General features: G+C 35.4%; 16 protein-coding genes and 1 other annotated feature. Of the genes, 2 read left to right on the top strand and 14 right to left on the bottom strand.

Going from position 1 to position 18,694, the window contains the following annotated elements:
• Positions 1-178 precede the first annotated feature (178 nt).
• Both selB and selA read right to left on the bottom strand, forming a co-directional pair.
• A complete protein-coding gene (selB, locus tag CACET_RS08185) occupies positions 179-2,074 on the bottom strand; it encodes a selenocysteine-specific translation elongation factor (protein ID WP_044823856.1) in 1,896 nt (631 codons plus the stop codon).
• Between the two features lie 14 nt (positions 2,075-2,088).
• Positions 2,089-3,489, bottom strand: a complete 1,401-nt coding sequence (selA, locus tag CACET_RS08180) for an L-seryl-tRNA(Sec) selenium transferase (RefSeq protein WP_044823855.1) — start codon at positions 3,487-3,489, stop codon at positions 2,089-2,091.
• Between the two features lie 455 nt (positions 3,490-3,944).
• Between selA and CACET_RS08175 the strand changes: the two genes are divergently transcribed.
• The gene (locus CACET_RS08175; RefSeq protein ID WP_044823854.1) at positions 3,945-5,309 is read left to right on the top strand and encodes an alanine/glycine:cation symporter family protein; all 1,365 of its coding nucleotides are present in this window, start codon (positions 3,945-3,947) and stop codon (positions 5,307-5,309) included.
• 69 nt (positions 5,310-5,378) lie between these two features.
• Here CACET_RS08175 and selD read toward each other — a convergent pair whose 3' ends face one another.
• Both selD and CACET_RS08165 read right to left on the bottom strand, forming a co-directional pair.
• Positions 5,379-6,419, bottom strand: a complete 1,041-nt coding sequence (gene selD / locus CACET_RS08170) for a selenide, water dikinase SelD (RefSeq protein ID WP_082058125.1) — start codon at positions 6,417-6,419, stop codon at positions 5,379-5,381.
• Positions 6,420-6,498: 79 nt separating this feature from the next.
• The gene (locus CACET_RS08165) at positions 6,499-7,203 is read right to left on the bottom strand and encodes a ComEA family DNA-binding protein (RefSeq protein ID WP_052661268.1); all 705 of its coding nucleotides are present in this window, start codon (positions 7,201-7,203) and stop codon (positions 6,499-6,501) included.
• Between the two features lie 284 nt (positions 7,204-7,487).
• On the opposite strand from CACET_RS08165, the gene CACET_RS08160 reads away from it, so the two are divergent.
• Entirely contained in the window at positions 7,488-8,810 is a 1,323-nt protein-coding gene (locus CACET_RS08160; RefSeq protein ID WP_052661267.1) for a D-alanyl-D-alanine carboxypeptidase family protein, read from the top strand.
• A gap of 23 nt (positions 8,811-8,833) precedes the next feature.
• Here CACET_RS08160 and sdaAA read toward each other — a convergent pair whose 3' ends face one another.
• From sdaAA to nadD, 10 genes are all read right to left on the bottom strand, one after another.
• Complete coding sequence (gene sdaAA / locus CACET_RS08155) at positions 8,834-9,712, bottom strand: L-serine ammonia-lyase, iron-sulfur-dependent, subunit alpha (RefSeq protein ID WP_044823852.1); 879 nt, start codon at positions 9,710-9,712, stop codon at positions 8,834-8,836.
• Between the two features lie 27 nt (positions 9,713-9,739).
• Entirely contained in the window at positions 9,740-10,408 is a 669-nt protein-coding gene (sdaAB, locus tag CACET_RS08150; RefSeq protein ID WP_044823851.1) for an L-serine ammonia-lyase, iron-sulfur-dependent subunit beta, read from the bottom strand.
• Between the two features lie 221 nt (positions 10,409-10,629).
• Complete coding sequence (locus CACET_RS08145; protein ID WP_423229895.1) at positions 10,630-11,046, bottom strand: RidA family protein; 417 nt, start codon at positions 11,044-11,046, stop codon at positions 10,630-10,632.
• 12 nt (positions 11,047-11,058) lie between these two features.
• Positions 11,059-11,706: a helix-turn-helix transcriptional regulator gene (locus tag CACET_RS08140; protein WP_044823849.1), complete on the bottom strand. Its 648-nt coding sequence runs from the start codon at positions 11,704-11,706 to the stop codon at positions 11,059-11,061.
• A gap of 20 nt (positions 11,707-11,726) precedes the next feature.
• Positions 11,727-14,189: a leucine--tRNA ligase gene (gene leuS, locus CACET_RS08135; protein ID WP_044823848.1), complete on the bottom strand. Its 2,463-nt coding sequence runs from the start codon at positions 14,187-14,189 to the stop codon at positions 11,727-11,729.
• A 62-nt stretch (positions 14,190-14,251) separates the two neighbouring features.
• Positions 14,252-14,447 (bottom strand) — a binding site (T-box leader).
• A 48-nt stretch (positions 14,448-14,495) separates the two neighbouring features.
• Entirely contained in the window at positions 14,496-14,864 is a 369-nt protein-coding gene (gene rsfS, locus CACET_RS08130) for a ribosome silencing factor (protein ID WP_044823847.1), read from the bottom strand.
• A gap of 16 nt (positions 14,865-14,880) precedes the next feature.
• Entirely contained in the window at positions 14,881-15,882 is a 1,002-nt protein-coding gene (locus tag CACET_RS08125; protein WP_044823846.1) for a calcium/sodium antiporter, read from the bottom strand.
• Positions 15,883-16,083: 201 nt separating this feature from the next.
• Entirely contained in the window at positions 16,084-17,232 is a 1,149-nt protein-coding gene (locus CACET_RS08120; protein WP_052661266.1) for an LCP family protein, read from the bottom strand.
• Positions 17,233-17,266: 34 nt separating this feature from the next.
• The gene (gene yqeK, locus CACET_RS08115; protein ID WP_044823845.1) at positions 17,267-17,851 is read right to left on the bottom strand and encodes a bis(5'-nucleosyl)-tetraphosphatase (symmetrical) YqeK; all 585 of its coding nucleotides are present in this window, start codon (positions 17,849-17,851) and stop codon (positions 17,267-17,269) included.
• A 57-nt stretch (positions 17,852-17,908) separates the two neighbouring features.
• Positions 17,909-18,526, bottom strand: a complete 618-nt coding sequence (gene nadD / locus CACET_RS08110) for a nicotinate-nucleotide adenylyltransferase (protein ID WP_044823844.1) — start codon at positions 18,524-18,526, stop codon at positions 17,909-17,911.
• Positions 18,527-18,694 lie beyond the last annotated feature (168 nt).

Raw genomic sequence — 18,694 nt, 5'->3', positions numbered from 1 at the left:
ACACTTTTTCTAGGTCTTTCCATATAGCATGAATAAGCTCTAAGTACCCCAGATGAAGAAAACTATCCTTCTTGAATACAGTCCTTGCTTACGTTAAATAGCCAAGGGGAAACCACACCCCTTGGCTATTTAACCACAAGTTCTAGTAAGTATATTTAATATTTTTAGCAATTTTTCTTTAATGCAAAATTCTCTTGTCTTCTAATCTTTTTGTAAGTTTGATATTATCAAAATACTCCAACAGTGCCACAGCATATTTTCTGCTGGTATTCAGTAGATCTCTAAATTCTGCTAAGGATATGCTGCCGTTTTTATTAATATGTTCTATTAACATATTTTTCGCCTCTAGATATGCCTTTTCATGTAAAATTATTTCACTATTAATCTTTATTAATTCTTTTCCCAGCATAGCCTCTAAAACCTGCTCAATATCTTGCTTTTTATAGGAAATGTTCTTTATCACATCCTCTGCCTTAGGCGTTGCATAGGGTTCTTTTAAATAGGTACCTTCTATTTTTAGTTTGATATCCAGTTGTGTAGCATTAAAAGAGATCTCAAAGTCATATGCTGCAATGTATTTTTCAAAAACCTTTACAATCTTCTCCTGTTGTAATAACTCCAGCAGTGCGTCCCCTGACTTACCTGCATTTTTAGGAAGCAATCTGCTTTTAAACTCCTCCTTCATCATACCTAGTCTTAAGGGATTCTGTTGATGATACTTATTAAGCAATGTAAAAGTTTTTTCTTTTATTTCCTCATAATGCTTTTTATGTAGGATGGTAGTGTTGTTTAACAACAATACACGTCCCTTTTCCTTGAGGTCTACGATAAGCTGTTGTACTTCTTGCATCTGCTGTGCAGTCAATTTTGCTAGGAATCCAATATCGGGAAATTCACTGCTGTATCTCTCAATATATTTTTCTAAAAGATCTTCTGGGGTTCCTTTTTCTTTTATAAGAAGTTCTTGTATCACCTTTTCATCTAAGCGTTTATGTTTTTTAGGGTTAGCATCTATTACTATTGCACCGCCAATAGTTGTTAGAGGAGAGTAAAACCTTACCACAATACGATCGCCTTTTTTTACTGCAATGGCCTCTTCCAATCGGAACTGTACCAAGCCACTATCTCCAGGTACTATTTCCTCTTTTTCTAATAAAGCCACTCGAGCAAAAATTTCCGTTGATCCATGATACAGTCTTACCCTATCTCTATTTTCAAGCTTCCTTATGCTGTCTGCTAAGACATTGATTCTTGCATCAATCATCATCGTGGTTTCCATAGCATTGGCTTGAGCTAAAACATATCCTCTTTCTATCTCTTCCTTCTTTATATTAGCTAAATTAATAGCAACCCGCTGCCCTGCATAGGCAGACTCCACAGACTCCCCATGCACTTGTATGTTTCTTATTCGCACCTTTACCTTATCTGGTAATATTTCTAATGTATCTTCTAAAGATATTTTTCCCTCTAGCAAAGTACCCGTAACAACGGTTCCGAATCCTGTAATACTAAAAACCCGATCTATAGGCATTCTGGTGGGTGCACTGATATCTCTGCTTTCTGTCTCATCTGTCAAATGATCAATCGTATCAATGAGCTCCTTAATCCCCTTTTTGCTGATAGAGTCCACCACTATCATTTCTGCATCCTTTAAAAAAGTGTGTTTTACCTTTTCTCTGATATCTTCTTGAATTAACTGTAGCCACTCTTCCTCTACTAAACTAGCTTTTGTAAGAACAATGATGCCTTTTTTTATGTTTAATACAGATAAAATATCTAAGTGTTCCTTCGTTTGAGGCATTACCCCCTCATCAGCAGCAATTACCAGCATAACAATATCCATCCCACCGGCTCCTGCCAGCATATGCCTAACAAATTTCTCATGCCCCGGCACATCTATAATTCCTGCCCTTCTTCCACTGGGTAAATCAAAATAAGTAAACCCCAGTTCAATAGAGATTCCTCTTTTCTTTTCTTCCTTTAACCGATCTGTTTCTCTATTGGTCAAAGCCTTTATTAAAGTAGTCTTACCATGATCAATATGTCCTGCTGTTCCTATAATAATATTCTTCAACTTTATACGCCCCTTTACACACCTATAGCATCCTTTAGTGCTTCATTAATGACACCATAGTCTTCTTCTTTAATTGTTCTTAAATCGATAATTAGCTGATCCTCTTGAATTCTAGTAATAATAGGTATCCTATAATTTCTTAGCTTTTCTTCAAGTCTTGATACGGATAGATGAGATGGTTTAATAGCTATCACTTTTGTAGGTAATTTTTCTAAAGGTAAAGATCCTCCTCCTACTTGAGAAAAATCCTCCTTTATCTCTATAGATAAGCCTACGCTGGATAAAATACTATATAGTTTTTGTGCCCTTTCTGCTAGAGATGTTATTGACTCTGTCAACATCTTTAATGTAGGAATTTTCTCCATCATTTCTTCTTCATCTAAATATAGTTTCAATGTGGCCTCCAAAGCCGCCATTGTTAATTTATCTATTCTAAAAGCCCTAGTTAAAGGATTCTTTTTCATTTGATCTATCCAGTGTTTATTTCCTACAATGATACCTGCTTGGGGACCTCCTAGAAGCTTGTCTCCACTGAAAGTGACCACATCCACCCCCAAAGCTACACTTTCCTGCACCGTAGGCTCATAGGTCAACCCATATTTCTGTAGATCCACTAAAACCCCGCTTCCTAAGTCCTCAATAACAGGAACGTTGTTTTTTCTGCCAAGGGTCACTAGATCCTTCAGCGGCACCGCCTCTGTAAAACCTAGAATTTTATAATTACTTGTATGCACCTTTAATAACGCTGCCGTATCTTCCCCTAGGGCTTTTTCATAATCCCATAGATGCGTTTTGTTTGTAGTTCCCACATCCACCAGCTTAGCACCACTTTGTTCCATAACATCCGGCACTCTAAAGGAGCCTCCTATTTCTACTAGTTCTCCCCTAGAAACAACTACTTCTTTTTCCTTTGCCATTGTGCTTAGTACCAGCATTACTGCTGCTGCATTATTATTCACCACCAATGCATCTTCTGCCCCGGTTAAGTACTTAATGATTTCTACAACATGACTGTAGCGGCTGCCTCTTTTACCAGTAGCAACATTTAACTCTAGATTTGAATATCCCGATGCAACTGACCATACTTCTTCTTTAATTTCATCACTTAGAAGAGCCCTTCCTAAATTTGTATGTAAAACAACCCCTGTTGCGTTAATTACTTTTCTAAGGTTCATACTTATGAACTGTTTGCTTCCCTGTATAATACTGCCTATCAATTCATCTGTATCTACTTGAAAATTTTCTAGTTCTTGTTCCTTCATATTGAGTATTTTACTCCTATAGTTTTGAAGACACCCTCTTATGCTGTTTACTACAAGCTTTCTAGGAACTTCATCTATTAAATCAGTGATCTTATCATCGTTTAAAAGCTCATCTACTGAAGGCAAATTACTTAGTATAGATTTTTTATTCATTTGTTATCGCTCCTTCATGCTAATATTTTTAAAGTATAACATACTTTCCATTATAATATACCCTTAGAAAAAACTCCAACTTCTTTAACTTTTGCACAAAATTACGAACAATCTCAAAATTTGTTTTATTTTTTTTGTAAAGTGTGTTAAAATGTGTTAAAATTAATTTATAAATATTTTCAAAATATTGTTATATTTGAGTCAAGTATGTTGCTTTTTTGTAGCAGCTACATTATTTTTTTAGCACTAGCTTCTTGTTACTCTTTATAATAATTGTACTTTCTTATATAAGTAATAATATATGCTAGCTTTTTTAAATAGGGTTTTACATAATTATCTTAATCCTTTTACTGCTAGTTTATTTATATTAAAAATAAAGTATGGAGGTGATTCATAGACAAAAACTAAAGAAATTGTTTGGATTTATTATAACTTAATAAAAGGAGGATGGTTTTATGTTTGCTTTTTTAAATGCTATTGAAAGTATTAATAGTACCATTAATGGCCTTGTATGGGGTCCTTATATGTTGGTTCTTCTTGTAGGTACTGGAATTTATTTTACTATTAGAACAAATTTCCTTCAAGTTAAAGAATTTGGCTTCACCATGAAGGAAACCTTAATGAAAATCTTTGAAAAACCAGATACATCTGCTGCAGAAGGAGATATCACTCCCTTCCAGGCTCTTGCCACAGCATTAGCTGCAACTATAGGTACTGGTAACATTGCTGGGGTTGCTACTGCTATAGCTCTTGGTGGACCAGGAGCGATCTTCTGGATGTGGGTTTCTGCTTTCTTTGGTATGATGACAAAGTTTGCGGAAGTTGTATTGGCGATTCAATATCGTGAGAAAAATGAAGAAGGTAACTTCGTTGGTGGACCTATGTACTATATCGAGAAGGGTCTTGGTCTAAAATGGCTGGCTGTTATTTTCTCTATATTTGGTGCGTTAGCAGCCTTTGGTATAGGAAATATGGTGCAGTCCAACTCTGTTGCTGCAGCCATGACTACATTTAATATTCCACCGGCAGTGACAGGTGTTGTGTTAGCGGTAGCTGCTGCTTTAGTTATATTAGGAGGACTAAAGAGAATTGCTTCTGTTACTGAGAGAATTGTTCCATTTATGGCTGTATTCTATATTATAGGTGCTTTAATTATTTTAATTATGCATATTTCTGAGATTCCTGCTGCCTTTGGTTTAATCTTTAGGCATGCTTTTACTCCAGCTGCCGCTGTAGGTGGATTTGCTGGTGCAGTTGTAATGGATGCTATGCGTAGAGGGGTAGCCCGTGGGGTATTCTCTAATGAAGCTGGCTTAGGTAGTGCTCCTATTGCCCATGCTGCTGCAAGAACAGATCATCCAGTTAGACAGGGACTTTGGGGAATCTTTGAAGTATTTGCAGATACAATTGTTATCTGTACTTTAACAGCTTTAACTATTATTTCTACTGGTGTTTGGAACAGTGGTTTAACAGGTGCAGAGTTAACTACTGCAGCCTTCAATGACGGTTTACCTGGTCCTGGTGGTGTTATTGTTGCCATTGGTATTTTGTTCTTTGCCTTCTCTACTATTTTAAGTTGGGCTTACTATGGCGAGAAGTGTGCTGAGCATTTATTCGGTTCAGGCGTCAATAAGATTTATCGAATTATATGGTTACCACTGATCTTTGTAGGTGCTATCGGTAGCCTAGATCTTATATGGGATATTGCGGATACATTAAACGGTTTAATGGCTATACCAAACTTAATTGGTCTATTGGGATTAAGTGGTGTTGTTTTTAAACTTACAAAGGAATTTTTTACAGAGAAGGTAGGTAAATAATTCTATCATCTATCAGAATCACAAAACGACAGGGAATTGAATTCCCTGTCGTTTTTGATAGTTTTTTTACTACTTTACATAAATTCTATGAGACTCTTTTGAAACTACTCTCCCTACCACTGCAAAATCGTTTTTGTTTATGGCTTTTAAATTTTCTAAAGCCTGTTCTACATCTTCTTGATGTAGGGAAAACAACAACCCACCGGAGGTTTGGGGATCATATAATATGTCTTGAATTCCCTCTTTGATAGATGAGGCTACCTGTACTTCTTTCTCAATATGTTTTTTATTGGCATACATTCCTGCTGGAATAATCCCCATTTCAGCATATTCTAAGACTCCCTCCAATATTGGGATCTTCTCACTAAATATTTCTAAGGATACATTACTGCCCTTTGCCATCTCGTAGGCATGTCCCAAAAATCCAAAACCTGTTATATCTGTACATGCTGAAAGCCTTAGGCCTTCTAGTGCCTCCAAAGCATATTTATTTAATGTACTCATTGTTTTTATTGCTGCTTCATATTGGCTAGAAGTGCATAAGTCTGCCTTAATAGCAGTATTTAATATACCCGTCCCTAGAGGTTTGGTTAATATTAAATAGTCTCCTTCCTTCGCATGGCTATTGGCTAAAATCTTCTGAGGATGGGCAATTCCTGTAACAGATAATCCGTATTTAGGTTCATCATCCTCAACAGTATGACCTCCTACTAGTAAAGCATTGGCTTCTAAAATCTTATCTGCCCCTCCCTTTAATATTTCTTTTAATATATCTGTAGGTAAACAGCTGGGAAAGCAAACAATATTCATAGCGGTAAGGGGCTGCCCTCCCATGGCATAAACATCACTCAGTGAATTGGCCGCCGCTATCTGACCATAGAGATAGGGGTCATCCACCACTGGTGTAAAAAAGTCCAGTGTTTGTATAAGAGCGGTTTCTTCATTGAGCTGATACACAGCAGCATCATCTGAAGTATCTAAACTAATCAATAGCTTATCGGTATTCATTTTAGGTAAATGACACAGTACCTGTGCCAGGACATCTGGTCCTATTTTAGCTGCTCAGCCAGCACTTTTTGTTAGTTGTGTTAGTCTTGCATGAAGTGTCAATACTTTTTCCTCCCTTCCTCTATCCTAATATAACTTAAACTACTTAAGTCGATAATCTATATATCTTACTAGGATTACCTTATCTTATAGTAATCTTATCTTTAATATCACTGTACTTTTTTTCTCCTATTCCACTAACGCTTTGAAGTTCTTCAATACTTTGAAAAAAACCCTTCTCATTCCTATGATCTATAATCCTTTGAGCTAGTACACTACCCACACCTGGAAGTGTCTCTAACTCTTCTTTAGTAGCGGTGTTGATGTTTATCCCAGTACTACTTACATTGCTGCTTATAGAAGGTGTTGAGAGCATTTGTTGATTTAAAGAAACGTTTGAGAAGCTTTCTCCCTCTACAGGAATATAGATTTTTTCTTCATCGGAAATTTTTTTAGCTAAGTTTATTTCTCTTCTATCAGCAGTATTTTTTAAGCCGCCAGCAGCTTCAATGGCGTTAAACACTCTAGCCTCTTGCGGCAGTTCGTACACTCCTGGTTGAGCTACAGCTCCCTCTACATGTACGATAATGGTATTGTTCTCTACTTTTATTTTTTCGTTTATTTCTTTTTTTTGTTCTTCTTCATCTCTTTCATATTCTACCACAGTTTGTTGACGAGATTCACTCAAGATATATATTTCTTTTTTACTTTTTAAGTGATTTGTATAGGAGACAAAAGCTAATACTATAACTATAAAAATAATGATAATAAGTTTTTGTCTATCATTTAGTTTAAATGTCATGACTGCTTCCACTCCCTTTATATCATAGGATATTATTATATTCAATAGAAATTTTCATCCTATTTTTTAAGATTTCTATAGACTTATTTAATTTTCCTTTATATTCTATAAACTTTTTCTTAAAAATTTTGCTTATATCTGCTATACTATATAAAGTGAGTTTTTCTATGCTATAGATATATACTCAATGAATTTTAATATGCCGAGAGCTATATTTACCCACGAAGTTATAAAAGTTTTATTGCAACTTATATATTAAAATTCAAAATTAAAAGTGCATATCTGTATCTAAATTAAATACTGTATTCTATACAAGGTTGGTGAAAAAAATGCTAAAAAAATTAAATATGATTCTTCTTATGACTTTCACACTTCTTCTTTTTACTACGACATCTACTGTTTATGCACAGCCCAATATAACCGCTCCAAATGCAGTATTGCTAGATTATACTACGGGAAAAGTTCTGTTTGATCATAATGCGCATGAAGTAACTTATCCTGCCAGCACCACCAAGGTTATGACAGCTATCTTAGTACTGGAAAATGCAAATTTAAATGATGTTATAACGATCCAAGAAGATACCTATGTAGATGGTGCCAGTGCTTATCTTCTGGCAGGTGAGTCTTTTACTGTTGAAGAACTGTTAAAAACCTTACTAATTCGCTCTGCTAATGATGTTGCAGAAGTGCTAGCACAACATGTTTCTGGTTCCATAGAAGACTTTGCCCAGTTAATGAATGAAAGAGCCAGGGAGCTAGGCGCCTTAAATACACATTTTACAAATCCTCATGGACTTCCCGATGAAAGCCATGTAACAACTGCCTATGATTTAGCCATGATTGGAAAGCATGCCATGTCCTTTGAAGCTTTTAGAGAGGCTGTTTCAACAGTTAATTTTAGTCTGGAACCTACAGCCTTTACTCCTGAGACTAGATATTATCGTAATACCAATCGATTCTTATGGGGTACTGGTAGTGCCAATAGAATGTTGTATAATGGAGTATATACTAATATTCAATATGATCTTATTGATGGTATTAAAACTGGATATACCCGAGCAGCCCAGCAGTGTCTGATTACTTCCTCTATAAAGGATGGTCATCGTTTTATTGCCGTTGTATTGGGGGCTGAAGGAGTAAATATTTATTCCGACTCAAGAAGTTTAGTGGACTATGGTTATGAAAACTTTCAACTAATACAACTAGTTGAAAAAGATCAACTAAAGATTGAATCACCTGTAGAAAATGGTGCACAAGATTTGATTCCTCTTTATACTGATGAAACCTTGTATGCTGTTGTTCCTCAAACTATGGAACTTTCTCATATTAATGAAAAAGTTCTTCTAAACGAAGATATCAAAGCTCCTATTGCAATTGGAGATGTTTTAGGAAAAGTCCTTTATACTATCGAAGACGAAGTACTAGGAGAAGTTGATTTAATTGCTGAAGAAAATGTTGAGGTAAAACCTCTAATAAGAAGAGTAGCTATTCCTTCAAACCTTTTGATTGCTCTTGTAGTGTTGTTTGTTTTATGGCAGGCTATTGTTATCACCGTCAGAGTAAAACGAAAAAGAGGAAGAAGAGGTTTTTATTCAGGAAGGCATGCTTCTTCTTATAGGTTTAGTAAGAGTTTATTAAATAAGCGAAAATAGGAGAAAGATCTCCTTATTTTCGCTTATTTTTTTCCAAAAACCTGTTCATGTAGTTTTTTCCCTGTAGGTGTTGCTGCTAATCCTCCCAGTGCTGTTTCTCGAAGCTCTATAGGCAAGCATCTTCCCACTCTATACATGGCATCTACAACTTCGTCAAAGGGAATGATACTCTTGACACCAGCTAAAGCCATTTCAGCAGATATGAGAGCATTTGCTGCCCCTATAGCATTTCTTGTTTCACAGGGGACCTCTACTAATCCAGCAATAGGGTCACAGGCCAAACCTAGAATATTTTTAATGCAAATCGCAGCGGCATGAAGACTCATCTCAGGTGAACCACCCATTAATTCTACAATGGCAGCTGCCGCCATTGCAGCAGCGGAGCCAGTTTCTGCTTGACAGCCCCCTTCTGCTCCAGCAACTGTAGCATTTTTTGATATAATTAATCCTACAGCACTGGCAGTCAATAAGCCTTCTACTAATTTTTCGTCAGAAAGATGAAAAGTTTCCCCCATTGTAAGCAATGTCCCTGGTAGTATACCGCTGGAACCCGCAGTAGGAGCCGCTACAATCTTACCCATAGCAGCGTTTACCTCTAGCACCGCCATGGAACGGCTTATAGCCTTGCTCATCACTATTCCGCATACAGATTCATGTGTTTCGCTTCTCTCTTTAACCTTTTTTGCATCACCGCCAATTAATCCGCTAATAGATTTAATATCCTCTGTTAAGCCTTTGCGGACAGACTCTTTCATAATATCTAAACTTATCATGATCTTATCTAGGATTTCTTTTTCTGTTAAATCAGATGCTTTTTTTTCTCGTTCCAACATAATTTCAGATATTTTTTTATTAGAATCATTACATAAGTCTAGTAGCTCACTTCCCTTTGAAAAATTCATTGCCTTCACCTCTTTGATTTTTTATACTTACTTTATGCTTACTAAGTAGGCATTTGCAACGTCATGAATATTTTTAATATCTCCTACAACTTTTTCAGACACATCATCATCTGTTTCTATAATCATGAAGGCTTTTTCCCCTTTTCCATGTCTATACACCCTCATAAAAGCAATATTAATGCTATATTCAGCTAAAATGGCAGAAACCTTAGCAATTACACCTGGTTTATCTATATGAGAAATAATAATAGTAACAAATTCTCCAGTAAACTCTAATTCTAAGCCATTTATTTCTGTTACTACAATGTTGCCTCCCCCTATAGATGAGCCTAATATTTCAACAGTACTTCCATTTTCTTTTGATATAATAATTTTTGCTGTGTTAGGATGTACTTCTCCTAGATCCGCCTCTACAAAATCAAAGATAATTCCTTTTTTTTCTGCTGTTTCAAAGGAATGTCTTATTCCTTCATCATCAGGATCAAAACCTAGTATGCCTCCTACCAACGCTTTGTCTGTTCCATGTCCTCTATAGGTTTTCCCAAAGGAACCATGTAGCAAAAAAGTAACCTTTTTTATACTTCCTCCAGCAATTTTATGTGCTACTTTTCCCAGTCTACAAGCACCTGCTGTGTGAGAACTAGAAGGCCCAATCATATTGGGTCCCACGATATCAAAAATACTATAATCCTTCATTTGTTTTCCTCCTACCTTAGGATAATCTTAGTATTTACTGAGTAAGCTTTTTTAAACAAAAAATAGTGGTCATCGACAAGAGTTACTGAAAAAGTATGGTTTTTAAGATGACAAAAACACTTTTTCAGTGGTTCTGCAGTGACCACTACTATTCTTATTCTACAATTTATTACAGGTTTTGCTAAGATACTAGCCGATAACTTTATTCAGCAATACTGCTCTTACTCCACTACAGCAATAGCTTCAATTTCAACGCCAACATCTCTGGGCAGTCTTGCCACTTCTACACAAGCCCTAGCTGGCTTAGTATCTTTGAAATAGGTAGCATATACTTCGTTAATCTTAGCAAAATCCTCCATATCCTTTATGAATACAGTGGTTTTAATAATATCCTTTAACGTTAACCCAGCTTCCTCTACGATGGCCTTCAAGTTTTCCAAAGCTTGTTTTGTTTGAACTTGAATATCTCCTTCAACAATTTCCATTGTTTCTGGATTCATAGGCAGCTGTCCAGATACAAATAATAAATGTCCTGTCTTTACTGCTTGTGAATATGGTCCAATAGCTGCTGGTGCTTTTGTAGTATTGATTTCTTGTCTCACATCCATCGACTCCTTCGTTTCTTTAAGATAATACATCCCTTTATAGTTTTAACCATTTACTCGTATTTCATCTAAATAATTGTAGATTGTATAGCGGGAAACACAAAGAATTTTGGCAACATAATCGATAGCTCCCTTAATTAAAAAAGCCCCTTGTTCATCTAGTTTTTTAACAATATTGACTTTTTCTTCTTTATTCATATAGGAAACCGGCTTTCCATATCTGTCTAGGGTCTCTGAAACAATATTGATCAATACATCATTTACATTGTTATGCGGAAAATCTCCTAAGTTTACTTCCCCTTTGATGTCTGTTTTTACAATTTCCTCAAAGGCTTTTTGTGCCACGATAAATTCAGAAATATCAATATTGATACATAAACAACCTATAATCTCATCTTTTTCATCCCTAATAAACATGGTCGAGGATTTTAACACCCTACCATCAGAAGTTTTATTTCTATAGTTTAGTATATTGTCTGCTTCATTTCCTTTTCTAATAGCTTGAATACCTACATCCAGCATTGGACTTCCTATAGATCTTCCAGTTACTTCACCATTACAGATCTCTACTATGGACTTTTTGGAATTCTTAAGCTCATGCAGCACAACTTCACAGTTTTTTCCAAGGGTTTTAGCAATTCCTTCTACTACTGGAATAAAACTCTTTATAATAGGATGCAAATTTCTATCCATACTGTCCCCCTCCTTTTTCCTTACTTCACCACAATATTTACCAACTTTTTAGGCACTGCTATTACCTTTTTGATCTCTTTTCCCTCAAGAAATTGTTGAATTTTTTCATTTTCTATTGCTAGCTTTTCCATGTCTTCTTTTGTAATATTTGCTGGAAGCATCAATTTTTCTCTAAGCTTTCCATTAATCTGCACAACAATTTCTACTTCGTCTTTAACAATAGCCTCCGCCTTATAAACAGGCCATTGTGTTAAATAGATCCTAGTATCTTTACCTATTTTTTCCCAAAGTTCTTCAGTAATATGGGGAGCAAAGGGTGCTAATAATAAAATCACCGTTTCAATACCTTCTTTAAATAAAGTACCATTGATTTTATCCTTATCAATTTCTTTATATTTATATAAGTCATTTACTAATTCCATTATACCACTAACAGCAGTATTAAAGTTAAATCTTCCTTCTATATCTTCAGTAACCCTTTTGATGGTTTTGTGGATCATATACTGAAGATCTTTATCTTGCTTATTCATCTCCTCAGTCTTATTGTCTAATAGATGATTTTCTATAGCTTCTTCTACAAGACGCCATACACGATTTAAAAATCTTGAACAACCTTCAACCCCTTGGTCACTCCATTCTAAGTCTCTTTCTGGTGGTGCTGCAAATAATACAAACAGTCTCGCTGTATCTGCTCCATACTTCTCAATAATTTCTTCAGGACTTACAGTATTGCCTTTTGACTTAGACATTTTCGCTCCATCTTTCAACACCATGCCTTGCGTTAATAAATTCTTGAAGGGCTCTTCTATATCTATTAACTTTAAGTCCTTGATGACCTTTGTAAAGAATCTAGAATATAAAAGGTGTAAAATTGCATGTTCAACCCCACCAATATATTGGTCCACCGGCATCCAGTAGTTTGTTACATCTTTACCAAAAGGAAGGCTTTCATTTTTAGGATCAGCATATCGTAAGAAATACCAAGAAGAGTCAACAAAGGTATCCATCGTATCTGTTTCCCTTCTAGCGGTTTTACCACACTTAGGACAAGGTGTATGAATAAAGGTTTCGCTAGTAGTAAGGGGAGATAAGCCCGCTCCTGTAAATTTAACGTCTAAGGGAAGTTGCACCGGTAAGTTTTCTTCTTTTACAGGTACAATACCACAGTCATCGCAATAGACGATAGGTATCGGTGTTCCCCAATATCTTTGTCTAGATAACAGCCAATCTCTCAATCGATAGCTAATCTTTCTTCTACCAATACCTTGCTTTTCCATAAGATCACAAATCCTATTGAAGGCTTCTTCATTTTTGAGTCCATTAAATTCTCCTGAATTGATCATAATACCACTACCGTCATAGGCTTCATCATCTATAGAAAATTCTTTTTCTTCCGATTGAATAACTGGTACTACGGAAATATTATATTTTTTGGCAAAGTCCAAGTCTCTCTGGTCGTGGGCTGGTACTGCCATGATGGCACCTGTACCATAGTCCACCAAGACATAATTAGCAATATAAATAGGTACTTTTTCACCGGATAGAGGATTGATACAATATCGTCCTATAAAAAGACCTTCTTTTTCTGTATCTGTTGAAGTTCTCTCGATATCAGACATGTGCTGAAGCTTTGTAACAAAAGCATCGACAGCCTCTTCAAACTCAGTGCCTTCTACTAATTCCTTTACATAAGGATGCTCTGGTGCTAAAACCATATAGGTTGCTCCAAAAACTGTATCTGGTCTAGTAGTAAATACTGTTAATTTATCTTGATATCCTTCAATCTCAAATTCAATTTCTGCTCCGGTACTTTTGCCTATCCAGTTTTCCTGCATAACTTTTACCTTGTGAGGCCAACCTTCCAATGCTTTTATATCCTCTAATAATTGCTCTGCATACTCTGTAATCTTAAAATACCATTGGTTTAACATCTTTTTTCCAACAGAGCTATCGCATCTCTCACATTTTCCACTGACAACCTGCTCATTTGCTAAAACTGTTTCACAAGACGGACACCAGTTTACCCTAGATTCCTTCTTATAAGCTAAGCCTTCGTGATAAAACTGTAAAAATAGCCATTGGGTCCACTTATAATAGTCTTGGTTACAGGTTGCTATTTCACGATCCCAGTCATAGCTTAAACCTAATGTACTTAGCTGCTCCTTCATGTCTTTAATGTTTTGTTCCGTCCAAATACCAGGATGAATACCATGCTTAATAGCTGCATTTTCTGCAGGTAGCCCAAAAGCATCCCAGCCCATTGGATGTAGGACATTATAGCCCTTCATCTTTTTATATCTAGCAATAACATCTCCTATAGAATAATTTCTAACGTGCCCCATATGGATTTTACCTGATGGGTACGGAAACATTTCCAGTACATAATACTTAGGTTGATCTTCATTATAGGTAGCAAATAGCTTTTCAGTTTCCCATCGATTTTGCCATATTTCTTCAATTTTTTTAAAATCATAAGTAGCCATCTACTTAATCTTCCTCCTTCAATGTCAATTTTTTCTGGATAAAACAAAAACTTTCATGTCTATTTAGGGACGGAGCACAATAGTCCGCGGTACCACCCTAATTGACAGAAAGTCCACTTCTTCGGTTGATAAAGGATTCCATCCTAAATAGCATAAATGAAATAAGGCAAGTTCAACAGTGTGCTTTGTTGATTTTCACCAGCCATCAACTCTCTAAAAAAGCATTTTCTGTTTACTACTCCTTGTACTATTTTATATGATTAGTTTTTTCTAATAATTCATACTTATTTAGTATATTGTATTTAATTATATATTATTATTAATTATTTTGTCAACATCTATTGTTACTGCATCCTTCCAAATTCCTTCTATATTATAAAATTCTCGATCTTCCTTATAAAGTATATGAATGACAATGTCTCCATAATCTAAGAGTACCCATCTCCCTGAAGTATAACCCTCTCTGTGCAACACATAAATCCCTTCTTCTTCTAATCTATCCTGAATCTCGTCGGTAATTGCCTTTACTTGCCGGATAGAGGGAGTACTGGTGATAACAAAATAGTCGCATAAGGTAGTTATACCGTTTAAATCCAATACAGTTATGTTCTGTCCTAATTTATCATCAATAGATTTGACTACTTTTGCTACTAAATCAAAGGTTGTACTTTTCATTTAACTCCTCCTCTTTTTATATAAATAGTTTAGCTAATATACCTAAGTACATAATGTAGATACATAATACGCTGAAACCTATAGTACGACTAATCGCTCCTTTTAAAAATCCTCCTAAAACCAAAATCAGCATCATTAGTAAAGCTACTGGAATGTCTAGATATAAGGATTGAGGCACATTATGAATGGTTGATCCCAACATGATATTTTGATAGTTGATAACCATGCCCCCTTCTCCTAACTTTGAGCATACACCTAGTACCATCACAATGTCAAGAATATTGGCACCTAAAATATTTCCTACAGAGATTTCTCCATGACCCTTTATTACAGATCCTATAGCTGTAGTTAATTCAGGAAGGGAGGTTCCTAGAGCAATTAGCGTTAAGCTTATTACTTGCTGTGGTACACCCACTAATTCAGCAATAATAATACCATTGTTTACCAATAGTCTTGCTCCCCCAGTAATAAACAAAGCACCTATTATAAATTTTCCTATGTTTATTTTCACATTATTTCTACTTAAACTAGAAACCTCATAGTGCTCCTTATTACTTCTTCCAGTACTTTTGAACTCTAATATGTTCATAACAATATATATAAAAAATAGTATAATAAATAGGTTTCCTTCTTGAGATGTAATAATGGTATCTTTGGCTAAAAATAACAATACTATACCACAAAGCAGCATAAAAAAACCCTTGACAGCGAATCTGCTGGGTTGAATTTTTATTGGAGATAATAAAGCTGTTAGCCCCAATATAAGCCCAATATTACAAACCATAGATCCTACCACATTGCCTATTGCAACATCATAGTGATGCTGATAAGTAGCAATGGAAGAGACCAACAGCTCAGGTAGTGTTGTTGCTATGCTTACAATTGTAGCACCAATTAGTACATTAGGTACTCCTGTTACTTTGGCCACCCAAACAGCAGATTCAACAAACCAGTCCCCACCCTTAATAATGATAATTATACCTAAAATAAACAACAAAAAAGCCCCTAAGTTTCCCATATTGCCCCCCCTATTACTCAATTACATAAGTGATGTCTTTACATACTTAAGTTAATCTTGTTTTAAAAGAATCTGTATACTGTCCTCGATAAATGTATACAGTTATAATATATTTTGATTCCTTAAATATATGTCAATTTCTCCAAAACAAAATTCTTTGTGGGTATGGGTCTTTTTTATAATAGGGGAGGCTTTTAATGATTAATTTTCAACTAAATCTTTTCCCACTACAACGCTGATATCTACTGTTGTCATCTCCTCTTTTACTTCTATAAGTTTCTTTATTCCTAAAGCTTTGCCTACCTTTCGTGCCTCCTTTTTATGTTTGGGATGATATTCTATAAAGGATTCACTCATATCATTTGTTTCATAATTTCCTATGGTTGCAACTGTAATGGACTCTCTTTCCAGCTTTTTAGCAAATTCCGCAGCTACGCCGCTTACACCGCATCCATTTAACACTTCAATGACACTATTAGACTTTAATTCACTAGATGCTGTTAAATGACTTTCCTTTATCGTTTGTATATCTTGATCCTTCACGATGTAGTAGGAGATACCATTTACCATTGCAGTAGATCCCGGCAATGTTAACTTAGTAATTTCCTGGAACTTTGCTCTTAAGCCTTTTATGCCTAATGAAAGCATTTTGTTCTTGGGGATATTGGTATCTACGTTATTATAAAAAGTTTTTGTTAATGTAGGGACTTTGAAAATAGTCATAGGGGACATCATTTTATCCATCAAAGCATGTACAAATTTTTGTTGTGCTTGAATCCTTCCTAAGTCTTGGTTGGCATAACCACTCCTAAAACGCAAAAAATGAAGGGCGTCTTTTCCTCCTAAGACCTGCTGCCCTTTCTTTATATCGATATGAAGCGGCGGGTCATCGTAGGGATCAGAATACTTCATATCTATAGGTACGTCGACAGTTACACCACCTAACGCTTCTACCAATTCTTCCACAGCTTTGTAGTTTACTCTAACATAATAATGAATGGGAATATCTAAAAACCCTTCCACCGTATTTGTTAGTAGTTCCACACCTCCATAGGCATGAGCATGGTTAATCTTTTCAGGTGACCTTCTACCTGGGATATTGACTCTAGTATCCCTTGGTATAGAAATCAATACAGGGTTGCTACCATCACCCTCTGTACTCAAAAGCATAATCGTATCTGCTCTAGTAGCTTGACTTTTTTGCAAATTTAAAGCATCTACACCGAGAACCAAAATATTTATTCGATGGCTTGATTTATTATTTATGAAAAAAATACCTGCAACTACAACAACGACAAGAACTAAAATAAAACCAACTGGTCTTTTCTTTTGTTTTGTCCGCCTTCCCATATCTCACCTCTTCAATAAAAAGTATTTCATATCTCTATTCATCTTTTTTCAGCTTTTTTAACATTTCATTACGAGCAAACAGTGTATTGGGATGTAGTAATTTTTCTATGCTCAAAACATAAACAATCGTATTATTTAATGCTTGAAGAACTGCTTTATCTAAGTCCTCTTCAGCAATTTTTCTTAGTTGATCTACACCTGGATAGTTTCTGCCTTCTTCAATAAAATCTGCTAAATAAATAATTTTTTCTAGTTTACTCATGTTTTCTCCACCAGTTGTATGGTTTTCTATAGCTTTCAGAATATCCTTATCTTCAATATCAAACTTGTTTTTTGCAATTGAAGCTGCCACCTTGCCATGCAAAAGTTCATGGGCTTCAAACATAATAGGGTCCATAGTCAGGTGATGTTCCTCAATATAATGTAGTAATTCATCTCGTGTATAATCTTTTGCATAATCATGGAGTAGAGCTGCTATTGTGGCACACAGTGGATCTTCACCATATTGTTTTGCTAAGTTTATGGAAGCTTTAACCACCCCCATAGTATGTACATACCGTTTAGGATTAATGGTATCTTTTAATGCTCTTTTGATTGTACTTATTAGTTGATGGCTCATATATACTACGCTCCTATACTTTATTTTTCACACCTATTATTAAAGTATATTTTAAAATTATTGATATAGTTGATTTTTTTTTATATATTCTTCTACGCCTTCAGGAACTAAATACTTAATGGTTTTCCCTACTTTTATGCGATCTCGAATATCACTTGATGAAATCTCCAAAATAGGCACCGTAACTTTTATAATCTCCGCTTTGTATTTTTTAGTAAATAAGTCCACTTTTTCATTAAAGCTCCTATCATTATACCCTAGTCTCGTTGCTACAACAATTTTGATCATTTGCAATACATCTTTATAGTGTTTCCAAGTATCTACTTCCATAAATGTATCGGTACCAGTAATAAAATATATTTCTACCTCTTCTTTATGATTCTGTAAAATGCTTTGTATTGTATCTATTGTATAGGAAGGTCCCTTTCTATCGATTTCGATTGTGGATAATTTAAAGGTTTTATTACTATCAATAGCAATAGATGTCATCAGCAGTCTGTGATGTGAGTCCGTTACAGTTTCTTGGTCTTTGTGGGGGGGAAGTCCTGTAGGAATAAAGATAACTTCATCTAAACTTAACTCATCTAAAGCTGTTTCAGCAATAAACAAATGACCTAAATGGATAGGGTCAAAGGTCCCCCCCATGATGCCATACCTTTTACTTGGCTTGTGCATCAATACACCCCTTTCAGTTTTATCTTTGGTTATTGGTTCAATTATTACAATATTACTTTCACACCATACTACTTTATGTAAAAAGTTAATGCATTTATCCTTTATACCAAATATCCTCATGGACCAACAAAGCAAAAGGAAATATGACATTTGGATAAATGCAATTCA

Source organism: Clostridium aceticum (genome assembly GCF_001042715.1).
In the GTDB taxonomy this organism is placed as follows: domain Bacteria; phylum Bacillota; class Clostridia; order Peptostreptococcales; family Natronincolaceae; genus Andreesenella; species Andreesenella acetica.
The sequence above is the reverse complement of the archived record's forward strand: the minus strand, read 5'-3'. Positions and strand labels throughout refer to the sequence as shown.

Coding starts and splice junctions, on each gene's coding strand:
- selA (WP_044823855.1), bottom strand. CDS start 3,489: ATGAATAAAAAATCTATACTAAGTAATTTGCCTTCAGTAGATGAGCTT.
- CACET_RS08175 (WP_044823854.1), top strand. CDS start 3,945: ATGTTTGCTTTTTTAAATGCTATTGAAAGTATTAATAGTACCATTAAT.
- CACET_RS08160 (WP_052661267.1), top strand. CDS start 7,488: ATGCTAAAAAAATTAAATATGATTCTTCTTATGACTTTCACACTTCTT.
- sdaAA (WP_044823852.1), bottom strand. CDS start 9,712: ATGAATTTTTCAAAGGGAAGTGAGCTACTAGACTTATGTAATGATTCT.
- sdaAB (WP_044823851.1), bottom strand. CDS start 10,408: ATGAAGGATTATAGTATTTTTGATATCGTGGGACCCAATATGATTGGG.
- CACET_RS08145 (WP_423229895.1), bottom strand. CDS start 11,046: ATGTATTATCTTAAAGAAACGAAGGAGTCGATGGATGTGAGACAAGAA.
- CACET_RS08140 (WP_044823849.1), bottom strand. CDS start 11,706: ATGGATAGAAATTTGCATCCTATTATAAAGAGTTTTATTCCAGTAGTA.
- leuS (WP_044823848.1), bottom strand. CDS start 14,189: ATGGCTACTTATGATTTTAAAAAAATTGAAGAAATATGGCAAAATCGA.
- rsfS (WP_044823847.1), bottom strand. CDS start 14,864: ATGAAAAGTACAACCTTTGATTTAGTAGCAAAAGTAGTCAAATCTATT.
- CACET_RS08125 (WP_044823846.1), bottom strand. CDS start 15,882: ATGGGAAACTTAGGGGCTTTTTTGTTGTTTATTTTAGGTATAATTATC.
- CACET_RS08120 (WP_052661266.1), bottom strand. CDS start 17,232: ATGGGAAGGCGGACAAAACAAAAGAAAAGACCAGTTGGTTTTATTTTA.
- yqeK (WP_044823845.1), bottom strand. CDS start 17,851: ATGAGCCATCAACTAATAAGTACAATCAAAAGAGCATTAAAAGATACC.
- nadD (WP_044823844.1), bottom strand. CDS start 18,526: ATGCACAAGCCAAGTAAAAGGTATGGCATCATGGGGGGGACCTTTGAC.